Annotated in this window: 15 protein-coding genes and 4 pseudogenes; 14 read left to right on the forward strand and 5 right to left on the reverse strand. The window is 59.9% G+C overall.

Annotation, left to right across the window (positions count from 1 at the left end; all coding sequences use genetic code 11):
* Positions 1-2 precede the first annotated feature (2 nt).
* The 3 genes and pseudogenes from AC3WLT_RS28620 to AC3WLT_RS28630 all read left to right on the forward strand — a co-directional run.
* Complete coding sequence (locus AC3WLT_RS28620; protein ID WP_492595024.1) at positions 3-1,643, forward strand: AMP-binding protein; 1,641 nt, start codon at positions 3-5, stop codon at positions 1,641-1,643.
* 241 nt (positions 1,644-1,884) lie between these two features.
* A pseudogene (locus tag AC3WLT_RS28625) lies at positions 1,885-3,374 on the forward strand (DHA2 family efflux MFS transporter permease subunit).
* A gap of 27 nt (positions 3,375-3,401) precedes the next feature.
* A pseudogene (locus AC3WLT_RS28630) lies at positions 3,402-4,080 on the forward strand (GyrI-like domain-containing protein); the annotation flags it as partial.
* Positions 4,081-4,348: 268 nt separating this feature from the next.
* Here AC3WLT_RS28630 and AC3WLT_RS28635 read toward each other — a convergent pair.
* On the reverse strand, positions 4,349-5,371 hold the full coding sequence (locus AC3WLT_RS28635; RefSeq protein ID WP_492595025.1) for an SGNH/GDSL hydrolase family protein: 1,023 nt from the start codon (positions 5,369-5,371) through the stop codon (positions 4,349-4,351).
* A gap of 1,031 nt (positions 5,372-6,402) precedes the next feature.
* Here AC3WLT_RS28635 and AC3WLT_RS28640 point away from each other — a divergent pair.
* Both AC3WLT_RS28640 and AC3WLT_RS28645 read left to right on the forward strand, forming a co-directional pair.
* A complete protein-coding gene (locus tag AC3WLT_RS28640) occupies positions 6,403-7,047 on the forward strand; it encodes a DUF1326 domain-containing protein (protein WP_492595026.1) in 645 nt (214 codons plus the stop codon).
* Positions 7,044-7,202 (forward strand): annotated as a pseudogene (locus AC3WLT_RS28645) (DUF2182 domain-containing protein); the annotation flags it as partial. The gene AC3WLT_RS28640 and the pseudogene AC3WLT_RS28645, both read left to right, overlap by 4 nt.
* A gap of 69 nt (positions 7,203-7,271) precedes the next feature.
* Here AC3WLT_RS28645 and AC3WLT_RS28650 read toward each other — a convergent pair.
* Both AC3WLT_RS28650 and AC3WLT_RS28655 read right to left on the reverse strand, forming a co-directional pair.
* Positions 7,272-8,177: a sterol desaturase family protein gene (locus tag AC3WLT_RS28650; protein WP_492595027.1), complete on the reverse strand. Its 906-nt coding sequence runs from the start codon at positions 8,175-8,177 to the stop codon at positions 7,272-7,274.
* 351 nt (positions 8,178-8,528) lie between these two features.
* Entirely contained in the window at positions 8,529-10,463 is a 1,935-nt protein-coding gene (locus tag AC3WLT_RS28655; protein WP_492595028.1) for an SMP-30/gluconolactonase/LRE family protein, read from the reverse strand.
* Positions 10,464-10,789: 326 nt separating this feature from the next.
* Here AC3WLT_RS28655 and AC3WLT_RS28660 point away from each other — a divergent pair, with 326 nt between their 5' ends.
* Positions 10,790-11,449, forward strand: coding sequence for an NADPH-dependent FMN reductase (locus AC3WLT_RS28660; RefSeq protein WP_492595029.1), 660 nt, complete (start codon positions 10,790-10,792; stop codon positions 11,447-11,449).
* 227 nt (positions 11,450-11,676) lie between these two features.
* Positions 11,677-11,820: pseudogene (locus AC3WLT_RS28665) on the forward strand (maleate cis-trans isomerase family protein); the annotation flags it as partial.
* Positions 11,821-11,842: 22 nt separating this feature from the next.
* On the opposite strand, the gene thrS reads toward AC3WLT_RS28665, so the two are convergent.
* Complete coding sequence (gene thrS / locus AC3WLT_RS28670) at positions 11,843-13,048, reverse strand: threonine--tRNA ligase (RefSeq protein ID WP_492595030.1); 1,206 nt, start codon at positions 13,046-13,048, stop codon at positions 11,843-11,845.
* Positions 13,049-13,707: 659 nt separating this feature from the next.
* Here thrS and AC3WLT_RS28675 point away from each other — a divergent pair.
* The 6 genes from AC3WLT_RS28675 (at position 13,708) to AC3WLT_RS28700 (ending at position 19,718) form a co-directional block, all read left to right on the forward strand.
* Positions 13,708-16,425, forward strand: a complete 2,718-nt coding sequence (locus AC3WLT_RS28675) for a type VI secretion system Vgr family protein (protein ID WP_492595031.1) — start codon at positions 13,708-13,710, stop codon at positions 16,423-16,425.
* Positions 16,403-17,404: a hypothetical protein gene (locus AC3WLT_RS28680; RefSeq protein ID WP_492595032.1), complete on the forward strand. Its 1,002-nt coding sequence runs from the start codon at positions 16,403-16,405 to the stop codon at positions 17,402-17,404. Before AC3WLT_RS28675 ends, AC3WLT_RS28680 begins: the two co-directional genes overlap by 23 nt.
* Entirely contained in the window at positions 17,379-17,969 is a 591-nt protein-coding gene (locus AC3WLT_RS28685; RefSeq protein ID WP_492595033.1) for a hypothetical protein, read from the forward strand. Before AC3WLT_RS28680 ends, AC3WLT_RS28685 begins: the two co-directional genes overlap by 26 nt.
* 94 nt (positions 17,970-18,063) lie before the next feature.
* Positions 18,064-18,351, forward strand: a complete 288-nt coding sequence (locus AC3WLT_RS28690) for a PAAR domain-containing protein (protein ID WP_492595034.1) — start codon at positions 18,064-18,066, stop codon at positions 18,349-18,351.
* 494 nt (positions 18,352-18,845) lie between these two features.
* Complete coding sequence (locus AC3WLT_RS28695; RefSeq protein ID WP_492595035.1) at positions 18,846-19,331, forward strand: GNAT family N-acetyltransferase; 486 nt, start codon at positions 18,846-18,848, stop codon at positions 19,329-19,331.
* A 57-nt stretch (positions 19,332-19,388) separates the two neighbouring features.
* Positions 19,389-19,718 (forward strand): low molecular weight protein tyrosine phosphatase family protein, encoded by a 330-nt coding sequence (locus AC3WLT_RS28700; RefSeq protein WP_492595036.1) that lies wholly within the window; start codon positions 19,389-19,391, stop codon positions 19,716-19,718.
* A 48-nt stretch (positions 19,719-19,766) separates the two neighbouring features.
* On the opposite strand, the gene AC3WLT_RS28705 is transcribed toward AC3WLT_RS28700, so the two are convergent.
* Positions 19,767-20,351, reverse strand: a complete 585-nt coding sequence (locus AC3WLT_RS28705) for a flavin reductase family protein (RefSeq protein ID WP_492595037.1) — start codon at positions 20,349-20,351, stop codon at positions 19,767-19,769.
* Between the two features lie 178 nt (positions 20,352-20,529).
* On the opposite strand from AC3WLT_RS28705, the gene AC3WLT_RS28710 reads away from it, so the two are divergent.
* The gene (locus tag AC3WLT_RS28710; RefSeq protein ID WP_492595038.1) at positions 20,530-20,667 is read left to right on the forward strand and encodes a hypothetical protein; all 138 of its coding nucleotides are present in this window, start codon (positions 20,530-20,532) and stop codon (positions 20,665-20,667) included.
* Positions 20,668-20,686 lie beyond the last annotated feature (19 nt).

Here is a 20,686-nt window from a genome sequence, read left to right on the forward strand (position 1 = left end):
TGATGGAACCGTCAGCACACGTCGATACCTTCGCGCGCGACAATCTTCCGCCGCAGGATCAATGGCCCGTATTCCTGCTCGACAATCCGGACGTTGCCTACCCGGCGCGCTTCAACTGCGCGACGGAATTGCTGGACCGGACCATCGAAGCCGGTCATCGCGATCATCCGGCAATCTGGTCCGAGGTGGACGGCCAGCCTCGCGCCACCACTTACGGCGAATTGCTCGCACTGGTGAATCGCAGCGCGCATGTGCTGGTCGACGAAATGGGTTTGCAACCGGGCAACCGCGTGCTGCTGCGCGGGCCGAACACGCTGCACATGGCGGTGACCGCGCTCGCCGCGCTGAAGGCCGGCCTCGTCGTGGTGCCGACCATGCCGTTGCTGCGCGCGAAAGAACTGAAGCAGATCATCGACAAGGCGCAAGTCGGCGCCGCGCTATGCGACGCGCGTCTAACGGAAGAACTCGCGCGCTGCACCAACCCTCAGGACGAGTTCTATTGCGCGGGCCTCAAACAAACACGCCTGTTCCACGACGACTCCGCCGGTTCGCTGGACACGCTCGCGGCCAACAAGCCGGATCAGTTCACAGCGTGCAACACGGCCGCCGACGACGTCTGTCTGATCGCCTTCACCAGCGGCACCACCGGCGCGCCGAAAGGCTGCATGCACTTTCATCGCGACGTCCTGGCGATGTGCGATCTGTTCCCGCGTCACGTGTTGAAACCGTCATCGAAGGACATCTTTTGCGGCACGCCGCCGCTCGCCTTCACCTTCGGACTCGGCGGGCTGCTGTGCTTTCCGCTGCGCGCCGGCGCGTCGACGGTGCTGATCGAGCGGCTCACGCCCGAGACCTTGTTGCAGACCGTCGAGCGCTTTCACGCGACCATCATGTTCACCGCGCCGACGTTCTACCGACAGATGGCGCCGCTCGTCGCGCACCACGACGTCTCGAGCCTGCAAAAGACGGTGTCGGCGGGAGAAGCGTTGCCGGATTCGACGCGGCTTCTCTGGCACGACGCAACCGGCATCGACATGATCGACGGAATCGGCGGCACCGAGCTGATCCATATTTTCATTTCGTCGCAGGGCGACGAGATTCGTCCGCATGCAATCGGCCGCGCGGTGCCGGGCTACCTCGTACAAGCGGTGGACGACGCGATGCAGCCGGTCCCACCCGGCACGATCGGCAAACTCGCGGTGCGCGGGCCGACCGGCTGCCGCTATCTGGCCGACGAGCGGCAAGCCAGGTTCGTCCGCGACGGCTGGAACCTGCCCGGCGATTCTGTTTATCTGGACGAAGACGGCTACGTGTTCTACCAGGCGCGCGCCGACGACATGATCGTCTCCGCCGGCTACAACATCTCCGGGCCGGAGGTGGAAAGCGTGCTATTGCAGCATGAAGCAGTGGCCGAATGCGGCGTGGTCGGCGTTCCTGACGAAACACGCGGGCAGATCGTCAAGGCGTTCGTGGTGCTGAATCCCGGCTACACGCCGGACGACAAACTGGTCGCGCAGCTGCAGGACTTCGTGAAAAATAACGTGGCGCCGTATAAATATCCGCGCGTCATCGCTTTCACCGACGCGTTGCCGCGCACCGAAACCGGCAAGCTCAAACGCTTTGCGTTGCGTACGATGACGTAGCCCCTCTCTATGACTGGATGCACTATGCCGAAGGCTCGGCGATGAGCGGCAAATACGAGCTTCTGAGCTGAGCGTAGCTGCGCCGCAAAGCCGATGCCGGGCGACCAGGAATTCGTAGTTGTAGCCCGGAACTAGCGGGTGCTAGAGTCGAAAATCTCTATTTCGATCAACGAGTTGCCGACGTCTCGCGACGCAGCGGCGCGTCCGGCGTCCGGTTGAGCATGGCAAAGGAGTCGCCTGCATGACCCATTCCATCCACGGCAGCAAACGCTGGCTGGCGCTGATCGTTCTGTGCATGGGCGTGCTCATGATCGTGCTCGACACGACGATCGTAAACGTGGCGCTGCCGTCGATCGCGGCGGATCTCGGCTTCAGCGAGACCGCGCTGGTTTGGGTGGTCAACGCTTACATGCTGACCTTCGGCGGCTGTCTGCTGCTGGGCGGCCGGCTCGGCGATCTGTACGGGCACCGCAAGCTGTTCCTCGGCGGCATCACGCTGTTCACGCTGGCATCGCTCGCGTGCGGCATGGCGAACTCGCAAGCGGTGCTGGTGTGCGCGCGCGCCGTTCAAGGTTTGGGCGGCGCGATCGTCTCCGCCGTTTCACTGTCGCTCATCATGAATCTGTTCACCGAGCCGGGCGAACGCGCGAAAGCGATGGGCATCTACGGTTTCGTCTGCGCGGGCGGCGGCAGCATCGGCGTATTGCTCGGCGGTCTGCTCACTAACCTGCTGAGCTGGCACTGGATCTTTCTCGTCAATCTGCCTATCGGCATCGCCGTTTACGCGCTATGCGTCGCGCTGTTGCCGTCGGCGCGCGGCCACGCGCACGGCGAACGGCTCGACATCGCCGGCGCGGCGACGGTCACCGTTTCGCTGATGCTGGCCGTGTACGCGGTCGTGAACGGCAATGAAGCAGGCTGGACTTCCACGCAGACGCTCGGCCTGCTGTTCGCGGCAGTGGTGCTGCTCGCCGTGTTTCTCGTGATCGAAGCGCGTGTGCAGCATCCATTGATGCGCTCGGTCTGTTCCGCTTGCGCAATGTCGCGACCGCGAATGTGGTCGGCGTGCTGTGGGCGGCGGCGATGTTCGCGTGGTTCTTCATCTCCGCGCTCTATCTGCAGCGCGTGCTGGGCTACCGGCCATTACAGGTCGGGCTCGCGTTTCTGCCCGCCAATCTGATCATGGGGTTCTTCTCGCTGGGCCTGTCAGCGCGCGTGGTGATGCGCTTCGGTCTGCGTGTGCCGCTCGCCGCCGGGCTGCTGGTCGCGGCGATGGGACTGGCGCTGTTCGCGCGCGCGCCGGTCAACGGCAGCTTCGTGCTCGACGTGCTGCCCGGCATGATCCTGCTCGGCTTCGGCGCGGGCATTGCGTTCAATCCCGTGCTGCTGGCTGCAATGAGCGACGTCGATCCGAGCGATTCGGGCCTTGCGTCCGGGATCGTCAATACATCGTTCATGATGGGCGGCGCACTCGGTCTTGCGGTGCTCGCGAGCCTCGCTGCCGCACGCAGCGGCGCCGCGCAGGCTTCCGAAAACGCGGCGACGGCGCTCAACAGCGGCTATCACGTCGCGTTCCTGTTCGGCGCGATCTTCGCGGCGGCGGCTGGCGTCCTGGGTGGTGTGCTGTTGCGCGCCGGCCAACAGGCAGGCGCAGACGCCCATGGCCAGGACGAGTCGGCACAGGCACATTCGCGGCCCAAGGAGAATAAAGCGGCCACGCAAAACTACTGATCAGCTCGGGGTGCATACAAAATACGAAGGCAGCGTCGCTTGAGCGAGGCTGCACGGCGCCTCGCCGACGGCGCATCGGACATTCTGGCGGTGGCGCTCGACGCCGGATACGGTTCTCACGAGGCATTCACGCGCGCGTTTCGCGAGCAGTTCGGGCTGACGCCCGAAGCGCTGCGCGCGCGGTCATCTCGACAACCTGGCCATCGTGGAGCCGATCAAAATGGACCAAACCCTTCTCACCCATCTGGAACCACCGCGTTTCGAAGACGGCAAACCGTTTCTCGTCGCCGGCCTGAACGAACGCTACACCTGCGACACCAGCACAGCCATTCCATCGCAATGGCAGCGTTTTGGCGACTACTACGGCAAGGTGCCGGCGCAAGTAGGCGGCGTCGCCTACGGCGTAAGCTACAACGCCGACGACTCGGGCAATTTCGATTATCTGTGCGGCGTCGAAGTCAGCGACTTCTCCACACTGCCGGCCGAGTTGAGCCGCGTACGCGTTCCCGCGCAGCGTTACGCGGTGTTCAGCCATCGCGAGCATATCTCGACGATCCGGCGCACCTGGAACACGATCTGGAATCAGTGGCTGCCGGCGTCGGGACATGTGCCCGCCGACGCGCCGAACTTCGAGCGCTACAGCGAGCAGTTCGATCCGGTCAGCGGCATGGGCGGACTCGAAATCTGGTTGCCGTTGAAGGCTTGATTTGCATCTTTGCAGGCCGTCAGTGCCATCACGGCGCCGCACGCGTCGGCGGTCGTCAAAAGCGGGCGGCTGACGGACGGCCGCACCATATCGTTCGCCGCCACCCCAGGCTACGAAAGCTATCGAGGCCTGGGATGGTACGGCGTAGTCGTGCAAGCAGCGCAGGCTTAAGCCTGATCACCCGCTGCTCGACGCGATAACACAACGATGTTGGACCGAACGGGAGAGAACGCGATGACTCTGTTGGCGAGTCATCGCTTTACCAGGCTCAGTGACCAAGACCGCTCCTGGCGATCTGCTGCTCCACGAATTGGGCGAACAGCGTATGCGTACGCGTCGTCGGATGAAGGTCGTCGGCGAACATGTACGTTTGATCGGCATTGGCCGTCACGTAGGTACTCGGCGAGCATAGCAATGCCGTCGCATGGGGCGTTTTCGCAGGGTCGCAGGCGACGCTGGTGTTTGACACGGCGAAGCCATTGGCCTGAAAGTTCGCGATGATCTGATTCACCCATGTATAAGAATCGATCTGGATGACCTTGCCTTGCAGGCCATTGGCCTGCAAGGCAGCGTTCAAGCTATCGTTGAAAATTTGCGATAACTGGGTCAGGTTTGCCCCGCCGTCGGGCGAGGCGATGCCTTTGGGCGATAGTCCGACATTCGGAACATTGATCACCACGACGTGAGTGGCGCCGTTCTGGACGATCTGTCCGACCACTTGAACCAGGGTGGTTGCCGCCGTCTGCACGGTCTGCGCCGCGGCCGGCAGCGCCCCGGCGCGAAGCACGTCGTTCGAGCCAACCCAGACCAGCACCAGTTGATTGGAGCTGAAGTTCCCGTGCACGGCCAGATAGCTCGAAACCTGCTGATTGACGGGCATTTCGATGTTGCCGATCACGTCGGCAAGAAAATCGTACAGGTTTGCGGGCGTCGCCACCGTGGCGCCGCCCTCCGCGTAGCCGAGTCCGCTTTGCGCACTCAATTTACGGGTGATGTCGATCGTAAATGCCGCGCTTAGCGTATCGCCGTAGTATTGCGCGACATCTTGAGTCCACACTTGCCCTGGGTTGGTCGTGAAACGCCCGCCGCCCACCACGCTCGCGATCGGCGCATAGGTCCCGACGTCCGACAGGCTGTCGCCGAACGAGACAACTTGCAGATGAATGCCGCCCGCCGGGGTAGCCGCGCCACTGCCGTTACTCGAGCCGCCTCCATGCCCGCCGCACGCTGTAAGCAGTGCAATTACCACGGCAAGAATTGCAGCACATACCTTGTCATTGATTCCTTGCATAGCTCCTCCCCCGCTCGTCGGCCGGGCAGTTGCACTCACGTGGCGGGCTTATCGCCAGCCTGCATATCGTTCTTGCGTTGAGAGCCTTCGTTAAGCATTGACGATGATCGTCCCGAATTCACGATTCCTGCGGGGGATTGAAGCTGCGCCAGAGCTGCGAAAAATTATCGAAGATGAGTGCGTAGATGCAGCCTGCCTTGCTACAGATTAGCCTACCTAATTTGGGGCGCAAGGACGTAGCGTCACGATTCCGAAGACGCCGCCGCCGCTCAGGCCGCAATTCTGGGGCGCCGTGCTTCTGCAAGCGCATACATGCTCTGACCGCTCTTATGCATGCCCCATGCCACGTCAATAGAGGGGGGACGCCGCGTGATGCACTGGCATCCGTAACGAATTTTTCACACAAATGCGGCTGCCGCGACCTAGTGTGTTTCTGTAGGTGCATCTCTCGGCGGGCGGCAGCAAGCGTTGGTTTTGCGGTGGGGCAAGTCGTTTTCGCACATGGATCATCACAGTGCGAGAGTCATGGTGCCGGTGATGTACAGCCGGCAGTGCAAAGGCGTTTTACCCTTTTTCGCGAGGCACAGAATGAAATCCATTTTCAGACGCCTATCCCGTTTTGTTTCCCAGGGCATCGCAGGCGGCGGCGTCATCGCGCTCACGTGCGCAATCGGCCCAGGCGCCCAGGCGCAAGTGCTCGGCCCGCTCGTCCAGGGTGGCCGCGGGCGATCCATTCAGCGGATGCACTGCCGACCAGGTACACGCGCAGGAGTCCGCATTCGGGAGCGTCCTTTTTCCAGCCACGTCGATCGAGCCATGGGTGACAGCCGAATTCACCCGCCAGATCTCAGGATTGCCGTGAGCGCCACCGGCGGCGAATGGAGGTCGCCGCCCAGTCCTCCGGGACGCGCCTGGTCGGCGACGCCCATCACAATAACGCGCGCGCCCACTCGACCCAAACTTTGACTTGCCCCCTCGCATACACTAGATTCGAACCACGCTACTCGTCGCGGAGCACAAGGAGAACAACCATGACTCCCTGGGAAATCCAAGGCACCGAACTTGTCAACTGCAATTGCTCATACGGTTGCCCGTGCCAATTCAACGCACTGCCGAACAACGGCTTCTGTGAAGCGATGGGCGCCATCTCGATCAGCAACGGTTACTACGGCGACGTGCGACTCGACGACCTCAACATCGCGGTCGTGTTTCAGTGGCCGGGACCGATCCACGAAGGCAAGGGCAAGTGCCAGCCGATCGTCGACGAACGGGCCAGCCCGGAGCAACGCGAAGCCATTCTGAAAATCATGACGGGGCAGGACACCGAGCCGTTCGCCACGATGTTCTCCGTATTCGCATCGACGCTCGAGCAGGCATTCGAGCCGATTTTTACGAAGATCGACTTCGATGTCGATGTCGATGCCAGACGCGGCCGGATTCATGTCGAGGGCGTATTCGACGTCGTCGGCGAACCGATCCGCAATCCGGTGACGGGCGACGAGCATCGCGTTCGAATCGACTTGCCGCACGGCTTCGAATACGAGCTTGCCGAGATCGGCTCCGGCACCAGCCGCTCACACGGAAACATCGCACTGGATCTCAAGGGGACTTACGCGCAGTTCGCGCGACTGCACTTGAATAACAAAGGACCGATCCGGCATCGCGCTGCCGCATGAGCAGCGTCGAAAATTTCCTCGGACGTGAGCGCGTCATCACCGCGCTCGGCATCGTCGCCGTCGTCGCGTTGTCGTGAGCCTACTTGTGGACGGGCGCCGGAATTGGCATGTCCGCGCTCGAGATGACGGCCGTCGCGCTGTTCCCGCATCGACTAACGACCCGTTTGCGCCACTCGGTTAAAGTGCGTGACCGTCCGTTCCCAGGTCGACAGGCGACTCTATTGCTATTCCGCGCCGACGGACTGTGGATCTGCACGACGCCTTAGATCTTCCGTAGTTTCCCCTTTGCTATCTGGCCGCCAGCCGGGTGGCTTCACTACATAGCCATATACCTCGCGTATGGACCGCGCGGATAAGAGATCGCGCCACAACGCGCGCCAGTGTTCGAACTCGATGGTCAGCACGTTATAGGTCATCATCGGCCGGACCAGACCGAAGCGACATGGCACGTCGTGCCTTTCTGCGATGTAGGTATCAAATAGCCGATCGAACACGATAAGCACGCCGCCATAGTTTCCATCAAGGTATTCGATGTTAGAGGCGTGGTGCACGCGGTGTGCGGAAGGCGTGTTAAGAATCCATTCCAGCGGTCCGAGGCGTGGAATCCAGGCTGCGTGCAGCCAGAACTGATAGAGCAGGTTGATCGAGAGCAACGTCAGCACTATCTGCGGCGGCATGCCGAATAGCGGCGCGAGCACGAAGAACATAGTTGAACCGGTAAGACGGCCAGTCCAACCGAAACGGTACGCGGCAGAAAGGTTGAGTTGATTCGGCGAATGGTGGACGGCGTGGTTGCACCAGAACCAACGCGTCCGATGCGCCGCACGGTGGTACCAGTAATAGCAGAACTCCTGACCAACGAAGCACGCCAGCCAACCGCTCCAATGATTCATCGGCAAAGTCCAGAGCCTGTGGCGCCAGAACCAGTTCATTGCATCGCTCCAGAACGCAAGCGGCAGCAACCAGCGCAACGGATACTCACGAACGAGGAAATCGACCGCCGACACTCTGGCCGCCCTCCAGTCGTAGCCGCGCCAGCCGCGTCGGACAGAAAGCACCAGAGCCTCGGCCAATGAGGACACGAGGACCAGGACGACAGCGAATTTGAGTATTGTGAGCAACACAGCCATGGCCGGACCATCCATATGGTGATGCCAGCCAGCGTAGTTTGACGCCCTTTGAGCCGCAATCGAACTGGGACGAGTTGGGCCTGCCGCGGGGCGGATCGGGCGATCTGCGCTATTGCCGGAGGCGTTGCATCAGCGACTCCCGATGCGCCCGGCTGCAAGGCACCTCCATGCCACTGCGCAGAACTACCGTGGCATCGCCTTTCCCCTAAAAGCGGCTTCGTCCTCACCCAACTCCGGTGAGCGTTGGCTATGGTAGTCGCAAAAGTTCATCCGGTCCAGGATGGACTCAGGCCTCCCGTCGACGGTCGGTTAATGAAAAGGCCAAGCCTCTCTCATGGACGAAACGCACGATCAGGGCGTCCAGCGATAAACGGTGATGCTGGAGCCCTTGACGTTGTTCTTCGTGACCACGTACTCGCCCGTTGATCGAAGGTATGCCCTGATGCCGTACATCGAATCAATGGCGCTGCTGGCGTCCACGGTACCGTTACTGGTGTTGACCAGCGTGGCGTCGAGGTTGCCTGTAGCGAGATTGAAGGCGTCGATGTTCGGCCAGGCCTGCCCGCTGCTGCTGAACCAGTAGCCGACGAAGAGATAGCTGCCGGCCGCGTCAATCGACTTGGCGCCGGCGTGGGTGAGGTTGATCACCGGATTGGGTGCCGTGGTGTTGCCCGCGCTCCAGCCGTGATACACCTCGATCCGCGTGCCTATCGACGTCCAGTCCGTACTCCCGACGATGCCCTGTCCGAGAATCATGGTGTCGCTGTCCGCGAGATAGACGATGCGCGTCAGCGGCTGGATGCTCGCGGGAATGCGGATGGGGATACCGGGTCCCCATGTTGGCTTGCCGCTGGCGTCGAAGCCGGTCAGCGGGTAGTGGTAGATGTAACCGGTCTTGTCCAGGCCGGCCCACACGCCCCCCTTGCTGTCGATGCAGAATCCCTCCCTGACCGATGCGGTCGTATTGAACGCCGTACCGGGAAGCGTGGCGTCCGGTATGGCGATGTGGCCATTCGCAGCATTGAAGTGGAAGAAGTAGAAGATATCGGGATTCTGGCCGGACGCCACGAGGATGCGGTTGGCGCCGACGGTGGCAAGTTGACCGAAGTGCTCATCCCGTGAGCGATCGTTGATGTTGATGCGTGGATCGGATGGATAGTCGATCGGATCGACAGTGTTCGCTACGAAGGTTCCCCCAGCGGTGCCGGTGTAAATGTTGGTGCCTCCATAGAAGTAGGCGCCGTCGGTACCCGGGTCCGGAGCGGCGACCCCCTCGAAGTTGAGAGACTGAAGCTTCCATTGCAGGTTGCCGGCACTGTTATACGCATGAATGTCGGTGCCGCCGTTGCGAGCGAGGTCCCAGCCGCCGCCCCACGGGTTGTTGAGCACATAGAGGTTGCCGGCGGTGTCCTTGCCGATGCCAGCGACGCGGGTGAAGCGCTTCGCGCCGACCTGGCCTTTGATTCCCGTCGTGGTGTCGAGATAACCGCCCTGAATGCCGAATGTACCGGCCAGCGTCGGCGTGCCCGAGAGCTTGTAGCGCTTGATGTTCATGTCGGGGCCCTCGTCCCCGACCATGAGCTGCCCCGATGACGCATCGAAATAGAGCGCCGACGGCTGCGACTCGCCGGGCATCCGGATGGTGTTCAGCAAGGCGCCGGTTGGACTGAACTCGACGATCGTGCCCGCACTCTTCTGTGCGACCCAGACGTTGCCTGCGCCATCCAGGGCGAGCGCGCCCGGACCCGAGACGTTGATGTCCCGCTGCCAGACACCGTCGGTGGTGAAGATCCGGACGCGATTGCCATAGAAGTCGCTCGCATAGAGGAGCGAGCCCGCCGTGGCGAGTCCGGTGATGACGTCGACCCGAGGCTGGTTGTTCAACGCGCTGACCTGAATGAAAAGATCGCGAGTCCCGGTGGTGCGGTTGTAACGTCCCACCGCGCCGCTTCCATACGACGTGTTGTACTGCAGCGCCGCGAAAATCGACTTGGCATTACCTGTAATGGCGCTGCCCTGAAACTCGCCGTGAATGCCGATGGAGCCGGCGCTGCGGCCGTTCTGGTAGATTGCGACGCCGCCCTCGTACTCGTCCCACATGGAGGCCGTATAGATGACGCCTTCGGGCGCGACCCACATGGAACGCGCGGCGTTACCCACGTGAGTGGCGAGGGTGCCATAGGTGTTCGCCAGCCAGTCGGTGGTGTTTTGCGCCTGACAGGCCGGCGCAATCGTGGCGATCGCTGCGGCGAGGAGCGCAGCACGAATTCGTTTTTTTCCGACCATGACTGATGCTCTCCTGAATGTAGCGATCATTCACGTGAATGGTCGGCCAGCCAGATTTCTTGAAATGCGCCCACATATGAACATAGGCAACTCATTGCGCCTTTACAAGCCCATCGCGACTTTGCATGCGGACGTGAATTGCAGTCTTGAGCGAAGCTCGACCGTCTCCTGTTGGCCGGTCCCTGTCTCATGCGACTGGCATATCTCGTTTAGGGTTGCTCGATGCTGAATGAATAAGACGGTCCGCCGCAGGTCGGCCTGTGTCAGGCACAAGTCGATCCGTTGCTGCCTGTCGTATCGTTACAGCGAATGTTGGCTTAGGATCCGTGGACTGGACGCTCGCGGATGCCGGTTGCGGCGCAGATGGCGGAGGGACGGATAACTGCCAGGCATGGGATACTACGCAGCCGATCGGTCACGGTTCAATCAAGATGCTTCGTCTTCTTTCGCTGTCTGGCAGCCTGCGCACCGCGTCGTCAAATACGCACACACTCTTCGCGGCTGCCCTGTTGCTGCCGCCAGGCGTTGTGGTCGAACATTACGATGAGATTGGCGAGCTGCCCCACTTCAATCCGGATCTCGAGGTCGACCTTCCCGAGAGCATCGTTGACTTACGCACTCGAGTGGGTCAGGCAGACGGCCTCCTGATTTCTTGCCCGGAGTACGCTCGCGGAATCCCCGGGTCCTTCAAGAACATGTTGGATTGGCTGGTAGGAAGCCTGGATTTTCCCGGAAAGCCAGTCGCCCTTTTCAACACCTCGCCTCGAGCATCTGCTGCCCAAGCCGCCTTGAAGCTGGTCTTGGAAACGATGTCTGCGACGCTCATCCAGGATGCTTGCGTCACTCTTCAATTGCTGGGCAAGCAGACCGATCCGGTTGCCATAGCGAACGATCCCGTTAGCGGGGAAACACTACGGCAAGCGATTCAGGCAATCGTCGACCATATCGTGACGGCATCATCTGAGATCCTGCGGACGGAGCGATAATGCATCACGTCATTTGTCAGCTTTGATCGATGTACATGCATTCGCCATACGCCGACGACGGTCCTCGGTAGCGGACCTTCGCAAACCGGCCGTGAGAGGCCGTTCCTGGCCGGGTACGGTCCGACACCGAACATGCCCGTCACCGGACATTCACCGACATCGCCTTACCGCCGCGAACGTCGCCTTCGGCCGACTTTCGGGCGCCCACACCAACCGCTTGATACTTCCATCTGGCGCACGCGTTTGAAATGGCCACCGATACCCCCGCTTATGACACGGTGGCCACTGTCGTATGGAAAGCGCTGCGGATGGCGGGGGTGGATACGGCGCCGTTGGCAAGTTGGGGACGGTTGTTTAGCGACGTACGGTAGCGGAAGATCACCCGTCATGGATTCAATCGCGCGCGGGCGGCAGTGCAGCCAACCGCAAACGCTCGACACCCTCCGCCATCGCAAGCGTCGACTGCTGTCCATCGCGCATGCGAATGCTGATCGTCCGGTCGCGCTCATCGCGCGAACCCACTGCGACCAGAATCGGCACCTGCTTTTCGCGGGCATCGACGATCTTCTTTTCCAGCCGCTCGGGCCGGCTGTCGAGCAGCGCTCTGATACCGGCGGCATCGAGCGCTTGCATGAGCTGTTGCGCGTAGGCCGTATTCGCATCGCTTATCGTCGCGACCACAACTTGCTCCGGCGCGAGCCACACAGGCAGCCATCCTCCGTGATGTTCCAGCAGCATTGCAATGAAGCGCTCCATGCTGCCCAGCACCGCGTGATGAATCATCACGGGACGCTCGCGTGCGTTGCGTTCATTGACGAACTCCGCATCGAGCCGATCCGGCAGCACGAAATCGAGTTGAATCGTGCCGCATTGCCAGCTGCGCGCGCGGCTGTCCGTTAGATGAAACTCGAGTTTCGGCCCGTAAAAAGCGCCCTCCCCTTCGAGCACCTCGAATTCGAGATCCGCCGCGCGCGCGGCGTCGGCCAATGCGGCCTCCGCGCGATCCCACGTTTGATCGCAGCCCGCGCGCAGCGCAGGCCGCGTGGCAAGCGCTACCTTGAAGGCCGGAAAGCCGAGGTCCGCATAGACCGTGCGCAACAGCTCGCAGAAGCGGCCGACTTCGGCTTCGATATGCGTCTCCGTGCAGAACACATGCGCGTCGTCCTGTACGAAGGCACGCGTGCGTTTCAGACCTTCGAGCGAGCCCGAAGGCTCGTCGCGATGACAAGCGCCGAACTCGCTATAGCGAACCGGCAACTCGCGATACGAACGCACGCGCTGATTGAACACCTGCACATGGCACGGACAACTCATCGGTTTCAGGCATAGCGCGCGTCCTTCTTCCGCGTCGGCCTGAGAGTACATCGCCGCGCCGAACTTCTCCCAATGGCCGCTCCGCTCCCACAACGAGCGCGCGAGCAATTGCGGCGTGCGGATCTCACGAAAGCCCGCACGACGCATGCGGGCGCGAATGTAGTCTTCCAGCACGCGGTAAAGCTCCCAGCCGCGCGGATGCCAGAACACCATGCCGGCGCCTTCTTCCTGTTGATGGAAGAGGTCGAGTTTGTTGCCCAGTACACGATGATCGATGTCGTTCACAGTCACGCTCCGTTTGATTGATACCGCGGATGGATGCCGCAGATTGATGCCGCAAACGGAGGTCCAGAAACGTCAAAGGCCCCGTCCGCTTCCGGCGGGGCCTTTGGTGGTTTGCCACTGCTTCGTGCTTCTAGCGCGTGCAACCTCCAGACGACCCGCCTGTGAAGGTGGTCGTCGTGGTGGTGACGGCAGCAAAGGGAATCGAGTGGAGGTCCATGGATGGACAGTAAACGATTTTGCAATGACGCGTCAATCTTGCTTGTCACTTGCGGCGTGCTTTCAGCATTACTGTCGACCGCAGCCGATACCCCCTTCCTGGCAGTGCAATTGCTCGTCGAGCAGTTTGGTTTGCGCTTGCATCAGACGGCGCAACGATTTAGTGAGAGTTGATAGGATGCGTTCCTGCAATCTATATTCTCCGCACGAGCCATACCGCTCAACCATAGGCACGTCACGGCCAGAATCGACACACGCTTCATTGGACAACCTCACGCGTTAGATTGCTGAATATCATTTACAGATATGCCGCTCGCATATTCGGGTTCAGAAAATTCACGCCGCTTCACACTTACTGACATTGAACGGCTGGCCGATTCATCTGAAGTTTCGTAAAATCGCGCAGAGCGCGGTCGCTCGGTCAGCCAACAAGAAGAGGCGGTATGGGTGCGCAGGACATAATCAGGGCAATAACTGGCGGACTCGTCCAGAGTGAGCGCCTGCTGAAGCTGGATACTTCACTGGGAAATAATGTCCTGGTGCCTCAGCGGGTCGTTGGTCACTCACGAATCGGCCGCCATTACGAGTTCACCGCTGATGTCGTTTCCACATCCGGCACGGTTGAGCTCAAGACGCTGATTGCCCAGCCCGTCACATTGTGGATCCAGCAGACCAACCGGTCCTATCAGCCCCATCACGGATACGTGCACACTGCCCGCCGCCTTGGATCGGATAGCGGACTCACGAGCTACCAGATCGCGTTTGGCTCGTGGATGCACTTCCTGCGTTTTCGCAAGGATGCGCGAATCTGGCAGGACAAGCCGGCCGACGAAATCCTCACTGATGTATTCAACATGCACCCGCAGGCTCAAGGTGCATTTCGCTTCGCCCTGAGCAAGCCGTTGCCCTCGCGTTCGTTCTGCGTGCAATACGAGGACGACTGGAATTTCGTCCACCGACTGATGGAAAGCGAGGGACTGTTTGGCTATTTCGAGCAGGCGAGCGACGGGAAATCCCATACGCTCATCGTCACGGATAGTCTCGACACGTTCAAGCCACTTTCGCCGCAGACCGTTGAGTTTTACCGCGCGGGCACAAACAGCGAAGCCGATGCCCTGGTGCAGTGGTCGGGCACGCGAACTCTGCAAAGCACGACGCTGACCACCCGCACCTTCGACTACAAGGCACCCGCTTCGCCAGCCAATCCGAAGGGCACAAACGTCCCGACGCTGCCCACGCAGGGGAACCTGCCCCAGCAAGCTGAAGTGTATGAATACGCCGGCGCCTATACCTATGGCAAGCAGGACCGGGGCGATCAGCTGTCGAAAATCCGCATGGAAGAGTGGGAATCGCGGGCCAAGCGGTTCTTCGGCTCAGGTGGTGTGCGAGGTGCGAATGCCGGCCACTGGTTTCAACTAGACGATCATCCTGAGCACGCCACGGATAGTGCCCAGAACCGGCAATTTGCGATTATCGAGACCGTATGGTTTGTTGAAAACAATCTACCCGTATCCAGCCAGGTCGCGGATTTTCCCCATAGCCTGAAGGGTGACCTTGCGACCATCAGAACGAACTACGCCGCTGAAGAAGGACTGAAGGTCACACACGCCGATGGCAGTGAAGGCTTTTTCCTTGTCGAAATTGAAGCGCAACGCAAGGTCGTTCCATATCGCAGCCCGTTTGAGCATCACAAGCCGGATATGCATTTTCAGTCAGCGATTGTCGTTGGCCCTGCAAACGAAGAGGTCTACACAGATTCGCTGAACCGTATCAAGGTGCGTTTCCATTGGGACCGGCTCAATACCGGCGATGAAAAAGCGTCGTGCTGGGTGCGCGTCGCCGTGTCTGATACGGGTGGTGGATACGGCGGCGTGCATGTGCCGAGGGTTGGCGAAGAGGTCCTGATCGACTGGGTGGACGGCGATTGCGATAGGCCACTAGTCACGGGTCGGGTCTATAACGGTTCAACGCAACCGCACTGGCATTCCAACGGCTTGCTGTCCGGCTACAAGTCCAAGGAATATCAGGGCAGCGGCTACAACCAGATGGTGATGGATGACTCGACCGGCCAGAACCGCGTTCACCTTTTTTCCACAAGCACCAATGCACAATTGCATTTAGGTTACCTGATTGACCAGAGCGGTAACACACGCGGATCATATTTGGGGAGCGGCTTTGACCTGAAATCCGATGCCTATGGTGCGATCCGTGCGGGGCAAGGGCTTTATGTTTCCACTCATGCTAAACCGGCGACGGGTCAGCAGCTTGACGTGCGCGAGGCGAATCAGCAACTGGTGAGCTCCGAAAGCGTGCTGGAAGCGATGTCGGATGCCAGCACGACGCATCAGGCCGGAAGTCTCAAGGATGGACACGACTCGCTGAAGGCATTCACCGACGCGACACAGAACAGCGTGTCGGGCTCGTCATCAGGCGGAAACACAGCAGGCGGTGGAACAGGAAGTGCGAACGCATTCAAGGAACCGGTCATGCTGTTTGGCAGCCCGTCCGGCATCGCCCTGTCCACCCAGAAATCCGTTCACATCGCCAGCGATGCTCAGACCAATCTCGTAAGTGGACAAAGCATGCATATTGCAACCGGCAAGTCGCTGATCGCAAGCGTTGCCGAAAAGCTCAGCCTGTTTGTGCAGAACGCCGGGGCGAAGCTGTTTGCAGCCAAGGGTAAGGTGGAAATTCAGGCCCATTCGGACAACATCGAACTCACGGCACAGAAAACCGTGAAGTTGCTGTCTGCAACAGAAAAGATTGAAGCGGCGGCGAAGCAGGAAATCCTTTTGACATCCGGCGGTGCATATATCCGCATCAAGGACGGCAACATTGAGATTCATGCGCCTGGCACGATCGATATCAAGGGTAGCCAGCATTCGTTCGCTGGCCCGGCCGCACAAGGTTACGTGCTGCCGGGATTACCGAATTCTGGCGCGGTGTCACGCTACCATGAACAATTCCGCCTACTCGACGATGACGAGACCACTCCCCTGACCCACACGCGTTACGAGATTGAGAGTGAGTCGGGTAAGAAGTGGTCCGGTTACAGCGACGGTGAAGGACTGACTCAGCACGTATACACGGATCAACCGGAAAGGCTCTCTCTGACCATCTATAAGCAGGTGGACGAAAATGACCCAACCGAAGAAGCATAAGCACCATGTTCGACACGTCAAGCACGCGTCGACAACGACGGCAAACGACCAATCACTTGTCAAGGTCGTGATCCAGAGCGACACCGGTGAATGGGTGCGGCCGGCGACAGGCGAAAAATTTTATATCGACGAGACACCAAAATTCCCGTCAATCGTCTTCGAAATCAAGACGGACGCCCCGCCCCCCTATCAATGGAAATGGACCATCGTATGGGATGCGCAAGTTAGCGGGCTGCACGAAAGTGCGAAGCGCGGAAAGAAGTTGAAGACGTTTTCTGATACCGGCGCGTTCACGAGCAATGACAAGTCGTGGGAAGCAAACCTTGAAAATAAGATCATCGGCGGCAAACTGTCCGTCGAAGTGAGTGCGGGCGGCACTGAGTTTCGGCGCACAGTGTTCGTCTTGGGAAAAAATCCGGCCAAAGAAGACGTGGTCGCCTTTGTTTCGACGTTGCCCGACACCATTGGCTTTGACAAGGTGATTGATCAGGAAAGCCACTTCAAGAACTTCATAAACGCTGACAATGAGCCCGTGGTAGCCGGCGATTCTGGCTACGGCCTGACGCAGATGACGAATCCCGCGCCCAACTATGAGCAGGTGTGGAACTGGAAGGAGAACGTTAAGGTTGGCGTGACGTTGTTCCAAGACAAACAGTCAACAGCAAAAAAGCTTCTCAAGGCGCACCCGTATACCTCGGAGCAACTAACAACCGAAACTTTTGGGTTGTGGAACGGCAGCAAATACTACGAGTGGAACCCTCAAACGCAGACGTGGGAACGCAGCGGCAGTGTTATGTGCGATCCTGCGACCTCAAACGTTGGATGGGACATGTCAAACTCGAAAAATGCCGGACAGACTGCGGATCAATTGCACGAGCGCGACAAAGAAACCTACAAGAAGATGAAAGCTGGTCGTGATAAAGATCATGTCTGGATTTACTCAGGAATGTGCTATGCGGATCACATCGTTGGTAATTAAAAAAATGGCTTTGGTTGCGGCGTTGAGTGCCAGCAGCGCAATTGCGCTTGCGGAAGTACCGTCGCCCATACAGGTCGACCTGGCAGGCGGACGCCTAGTGCAGCAGAAAGACAGTCACCTTTTCGCGGTCGACGCCGTCAAACACAAGGTCTCGGTCATACAGGTACCCCCTGCACTTAAACGTGCCCTCAAGACCTCGTCGAGCATTGCCTTTCCGGCTGACCACTCGCGTTTGATCGACGGGAACGAATACGTTCTGGTCGTCGTGAACCAATCGTCGAGCTCCAACCCGACGGGGTACTGCGGTGCGGGTGAAGAGGGGACGCTTTATGCACTCGAATTACACGGCAGTGCCGCTGTGCCACGCTTTTCCCTGCCGGTTCAGAGTTGTTTAAAAGATCTCGATTTAGCGAGCGATTCCAATCAGAAATCGGGATACTTGGCAATTACGTGGAAAGACGCTCCGGTAGGTATCCAGGTGCGTTGGGATGTCTACGGCGGCAAGAGCGACGTTTCACGCTTCTATAAATACCAAGACGGTCAGTTTATAGAGGCAACGCAGTGAATCTGTTGCGACATTAAAGCCGTGGACGGGGTCGACTAGTCGATAAAGCAAGACTGTATCGATATAGCGATTCCCCAAGCGCGTCAGGGACATTATGAAACGATATCTGATTTTGAACGGCGACAAGACGACAGCTAACGGCACGGTCCAGGCTACGGCGACCACGATTCAACTGAGCGGGAAGGATGTTGCACACGAAGGCGATAGCGTGACCTGCCCTGCCTGCAACACGACAGGCAAAATCCAGTGCGACGGGCCTCGCCAGATGATGACCGCACCGGATGGAAGACATGCAGCCCTGAGCGATGATCTCTGCATCTGCGGTTGCCATCCGCCGCCGAAGTTGATTGCGGCGCAGAACATGATGTCTACTGAAGCGTAGTGTTGGGGCTTCACTGCATTTGAATCGGACCCCGCAGTGTCCGGGGTGAAGGGCCGGCGGCCGATGACGTTGACGCACCTTTGACGGCCGGAACCCTTGCTGTATAAGGTCGTGTCCAAGGTGTCCAACGTGCCCAGGGAAATTTCGATGTCTTTCAGTCAGCTTGTGGAGGGCGCCGCGCCTCTGGAACACCTCTATAAATACTCACCGTTTCGAGCCAAGCCGACCGAAGACCACCGCCACTTTGGTAAGTGCTTGCACTCACGGCTCGGAATTTTACCGGCCACGAGAGAACCCCACGAGACACGATGTGAATGACTGCTTTCGCGCTCCGAACGGTGGTTCAGTGCGCCGGGGTCGTTTAACGACCCGTTTGCTGGCCGGGACGACAGGATAAACGATACGATGCAGGATTGATCCGAAGCCGGCGCTTCGAAGCCGATGCCTACGAGCGAAACTTCAATCGACATTCCACATCGACCGAGCACCTTACCTTGACTATCCACATCCGGCCCGCCCACACATCCGACGCAGCTCTGATTCTGCGCTTCGTCACCGAACTCGCGGTGTACGAGAAAGCGGAGCACGAGGTTGTCGCCACCGTCAAAGATATCGAAGCAAGTCTGTTCTCGGTGGAAGCCACCGCGAAGGCTTTGATCTGTGAGATGAACGGCGAACCCGTCGGCTTTTGCGTCTACTTCTTTTCTTATTCGACGTGGCTCGGCAAACAAGGGCTTTATCTGGAAGACCTGTACGTATCGCCGAAATCGCGCGGCAGCGGCGCGGGCAAACAGATGCTGCGCCACCTCGCGCGCATTGCATGCGACATGGGCTGCGGCCGCTTCGAATGGAGCGTGCTCGACTGGAACGAGCCGGCCATCGGTTTCTACGAATCGATCGGCGCGAGCGCGCAAAGCGAGTGGGTCCGCTACCGGCTGGCGGGCGACGCGCTCACGGCTTTTGCTGATGGCAAGGCGTGAGGGTTCGGCCAGCGTGACTCACGATTCGACTCGATCAGAAACGCAGCCAGGTGCCCAGTGATACGAGCCTTGTTTATCTGCAGCAAGAATCGCCTGCGCAGCCCCACGGCCGAGCAGGTGTTCGCCAGTTGGCCGAACGTCGAAACCGATTCGGCCGGTCTTGGCGCGGATGCCGCGGTGCCGCTTTCGCCGGAGCAGATTCGCTGGGCCGACATCGTCTTCGTGATGGAGAAGGCTCATCGCGCGAAGCTGTCGGAGAAATTTCGCGCGTGTCTGAACGGCAAGAAAGTAGTCTGCCTCGACATCCCCGACGACTACGCATTCATGCAGCCTGAACTCGTCGCGCTGCTGGAACAGAAGGCGGGTCAATTTCTGCGGCAAAAGTAATGGAGGGAGCAGCGGCCGGCAAGATACAGACACGCTCCACCCCGCCAACTATTCCATCGCGCCGCTCGCCACTGGCGCGACTTCGAACGCGTCGCCGGTGGCAAAAAACGTCCCGCCCGCCACGTAGTGACACGTTCGCAGATCCGGATCGTCGCCGAAGTGCCAGCGGTTATTCGAATACACGCGGCTATCCGCGTACGCCGCCACGACTTCGCCAATGATCAGATCGTGCCGCTGGCTGTCGTCTGGAATCACCTTGCATTCCATCCACGTAATGCAGCCGGCCAGCATCGGCACGTCGATGTTTTGCGCGGGAAACGTTTCGAGGTCGAAGGCGGCGAACTTGTCGAGTTCGGCGCCCGCGTTCGAACCCACCGCCAGCGTCTGCGCGGCAAAACCGCGGCTCGGCAGTTGCAGCCCGAACACGCCGCTCGCTTCGATCAGTTGCCGCGTCAGCGTGCGGCTGTCGACTACCACCACGACCTTCGGCGGATTGAAATCGAGCGGCATCGCCCACGATGCGGCCATCACGTTCGAACGCCCGTCGTGCGCGCTGGTGATGATCGTGACCGGTCCATGATTCAGTAACTGCGTCGCCCGCGGCAATGCCACGGCTTCTCGAGTGCCTTTCATACGTCCTTTCCGCGTCAATGAACGACGTCGATTGTAGCGGGGTACATGCGGCGTTGTTGACACCGCCATCACGGACGGCGCTCGAACGGGCCCCGCGCACGGACCACGACGGGCCCGTCAGACTCGACATGCCTGAGCCGTTTCCAGGCGAGAATGCAACACCATTAAACGCGTTGGAGTGACCGTGCGCATCGTCTGCTTGCATACCGCTGACAGCAATATCGCCGTGTTCGACGCGGCGGCCCGCGCCGCCGGGCGGCAGTCGCTCGACTTGCCATCGATAGGGACATCGGCAAACTGGCTGCCGAAGCGTTGAAGCGGGGCTAAAAACCCCG

Source organism: Paraburkholderia sp. FW306-2-2C-D06C (assembly GCF_058781505.1).

Excerpts from the sequence above, each read along its gene's own strand:
- AC3WLT_RS28680 (WP_492595032.1), top strand. The coding sequence starts at position 16,403 with ATGACCCAACCGAAGAAGCATAAGCACCATGTTCGACACGTCAAGCAC.
- AC3WLT_RS28685 (WP_492595033.1), top strand. The coding sequence starts at position 17,379 with ATGCGGATCACATCGTTGGTAATTAAAAAAATGGCTTTGGTTGCGGCG.
- AC3WLT_RS28675 (WP_492595031.1), top strand. The coding sequence starts at position 13,708 with ATGGGTGCGCAGGACATAATCAGGGCAATAACTGGCGGACTCGTCCAG.
- AC3WLT_RS28635 (WP_492595025.1), bottom strand. The coding sequence starts at position 5,371 with ATGCAAGGAATCAATGACAAGGTATGTGCTGCAATTCTTGCCGTGGTA.
- AC3WLT_RS28690 (WP_492595034.1), top strand. The coding sequence starts at position 18,064 with ATGAAACGATATCTGATTTTGAACGGCGACAAGACGACAGCTAACGGC.
- AC3WLT_RS28640 (WP_492595026.1), top strand. The coding sequence starts at position 6,403 with ATGACTCCCTGGGAAATCCAAGGCACCGAACTTGTCAACTGCAATTGC.
- AC3WLT_RS28650 (WP_492595027.1), bottom strand. The coding sequence starts at position 8,177 with ATGGCTGTGTTGCTCACAATACTCAAATTCGCTGTCGTCCTGGTCCTC.
- AC3WLT_RS28705 (WP_492595037.1), bottom strand. The coding sequence starts at position 20,351 with ATGAAAGGCACTCGAGAAGCCGTGGCATTGCCGCGGGCGACGCAGTTA.
- AC3WLT_RS28655 (WP_492595028.1), bottom strand. The coding sequence starts at position 10,463 with ATGGTCGGAAAAAAACGAATTCGTGCTGCGCTCCTCGCCGCAGCGATC.
- AC3WLT_RS28620 (WP_492595024.1), top strand. The coding sequence starts at position 3 with ATGGAACCGTCAGCACACGTCGATACCTTCGCGCGCGACAATCTTCCG.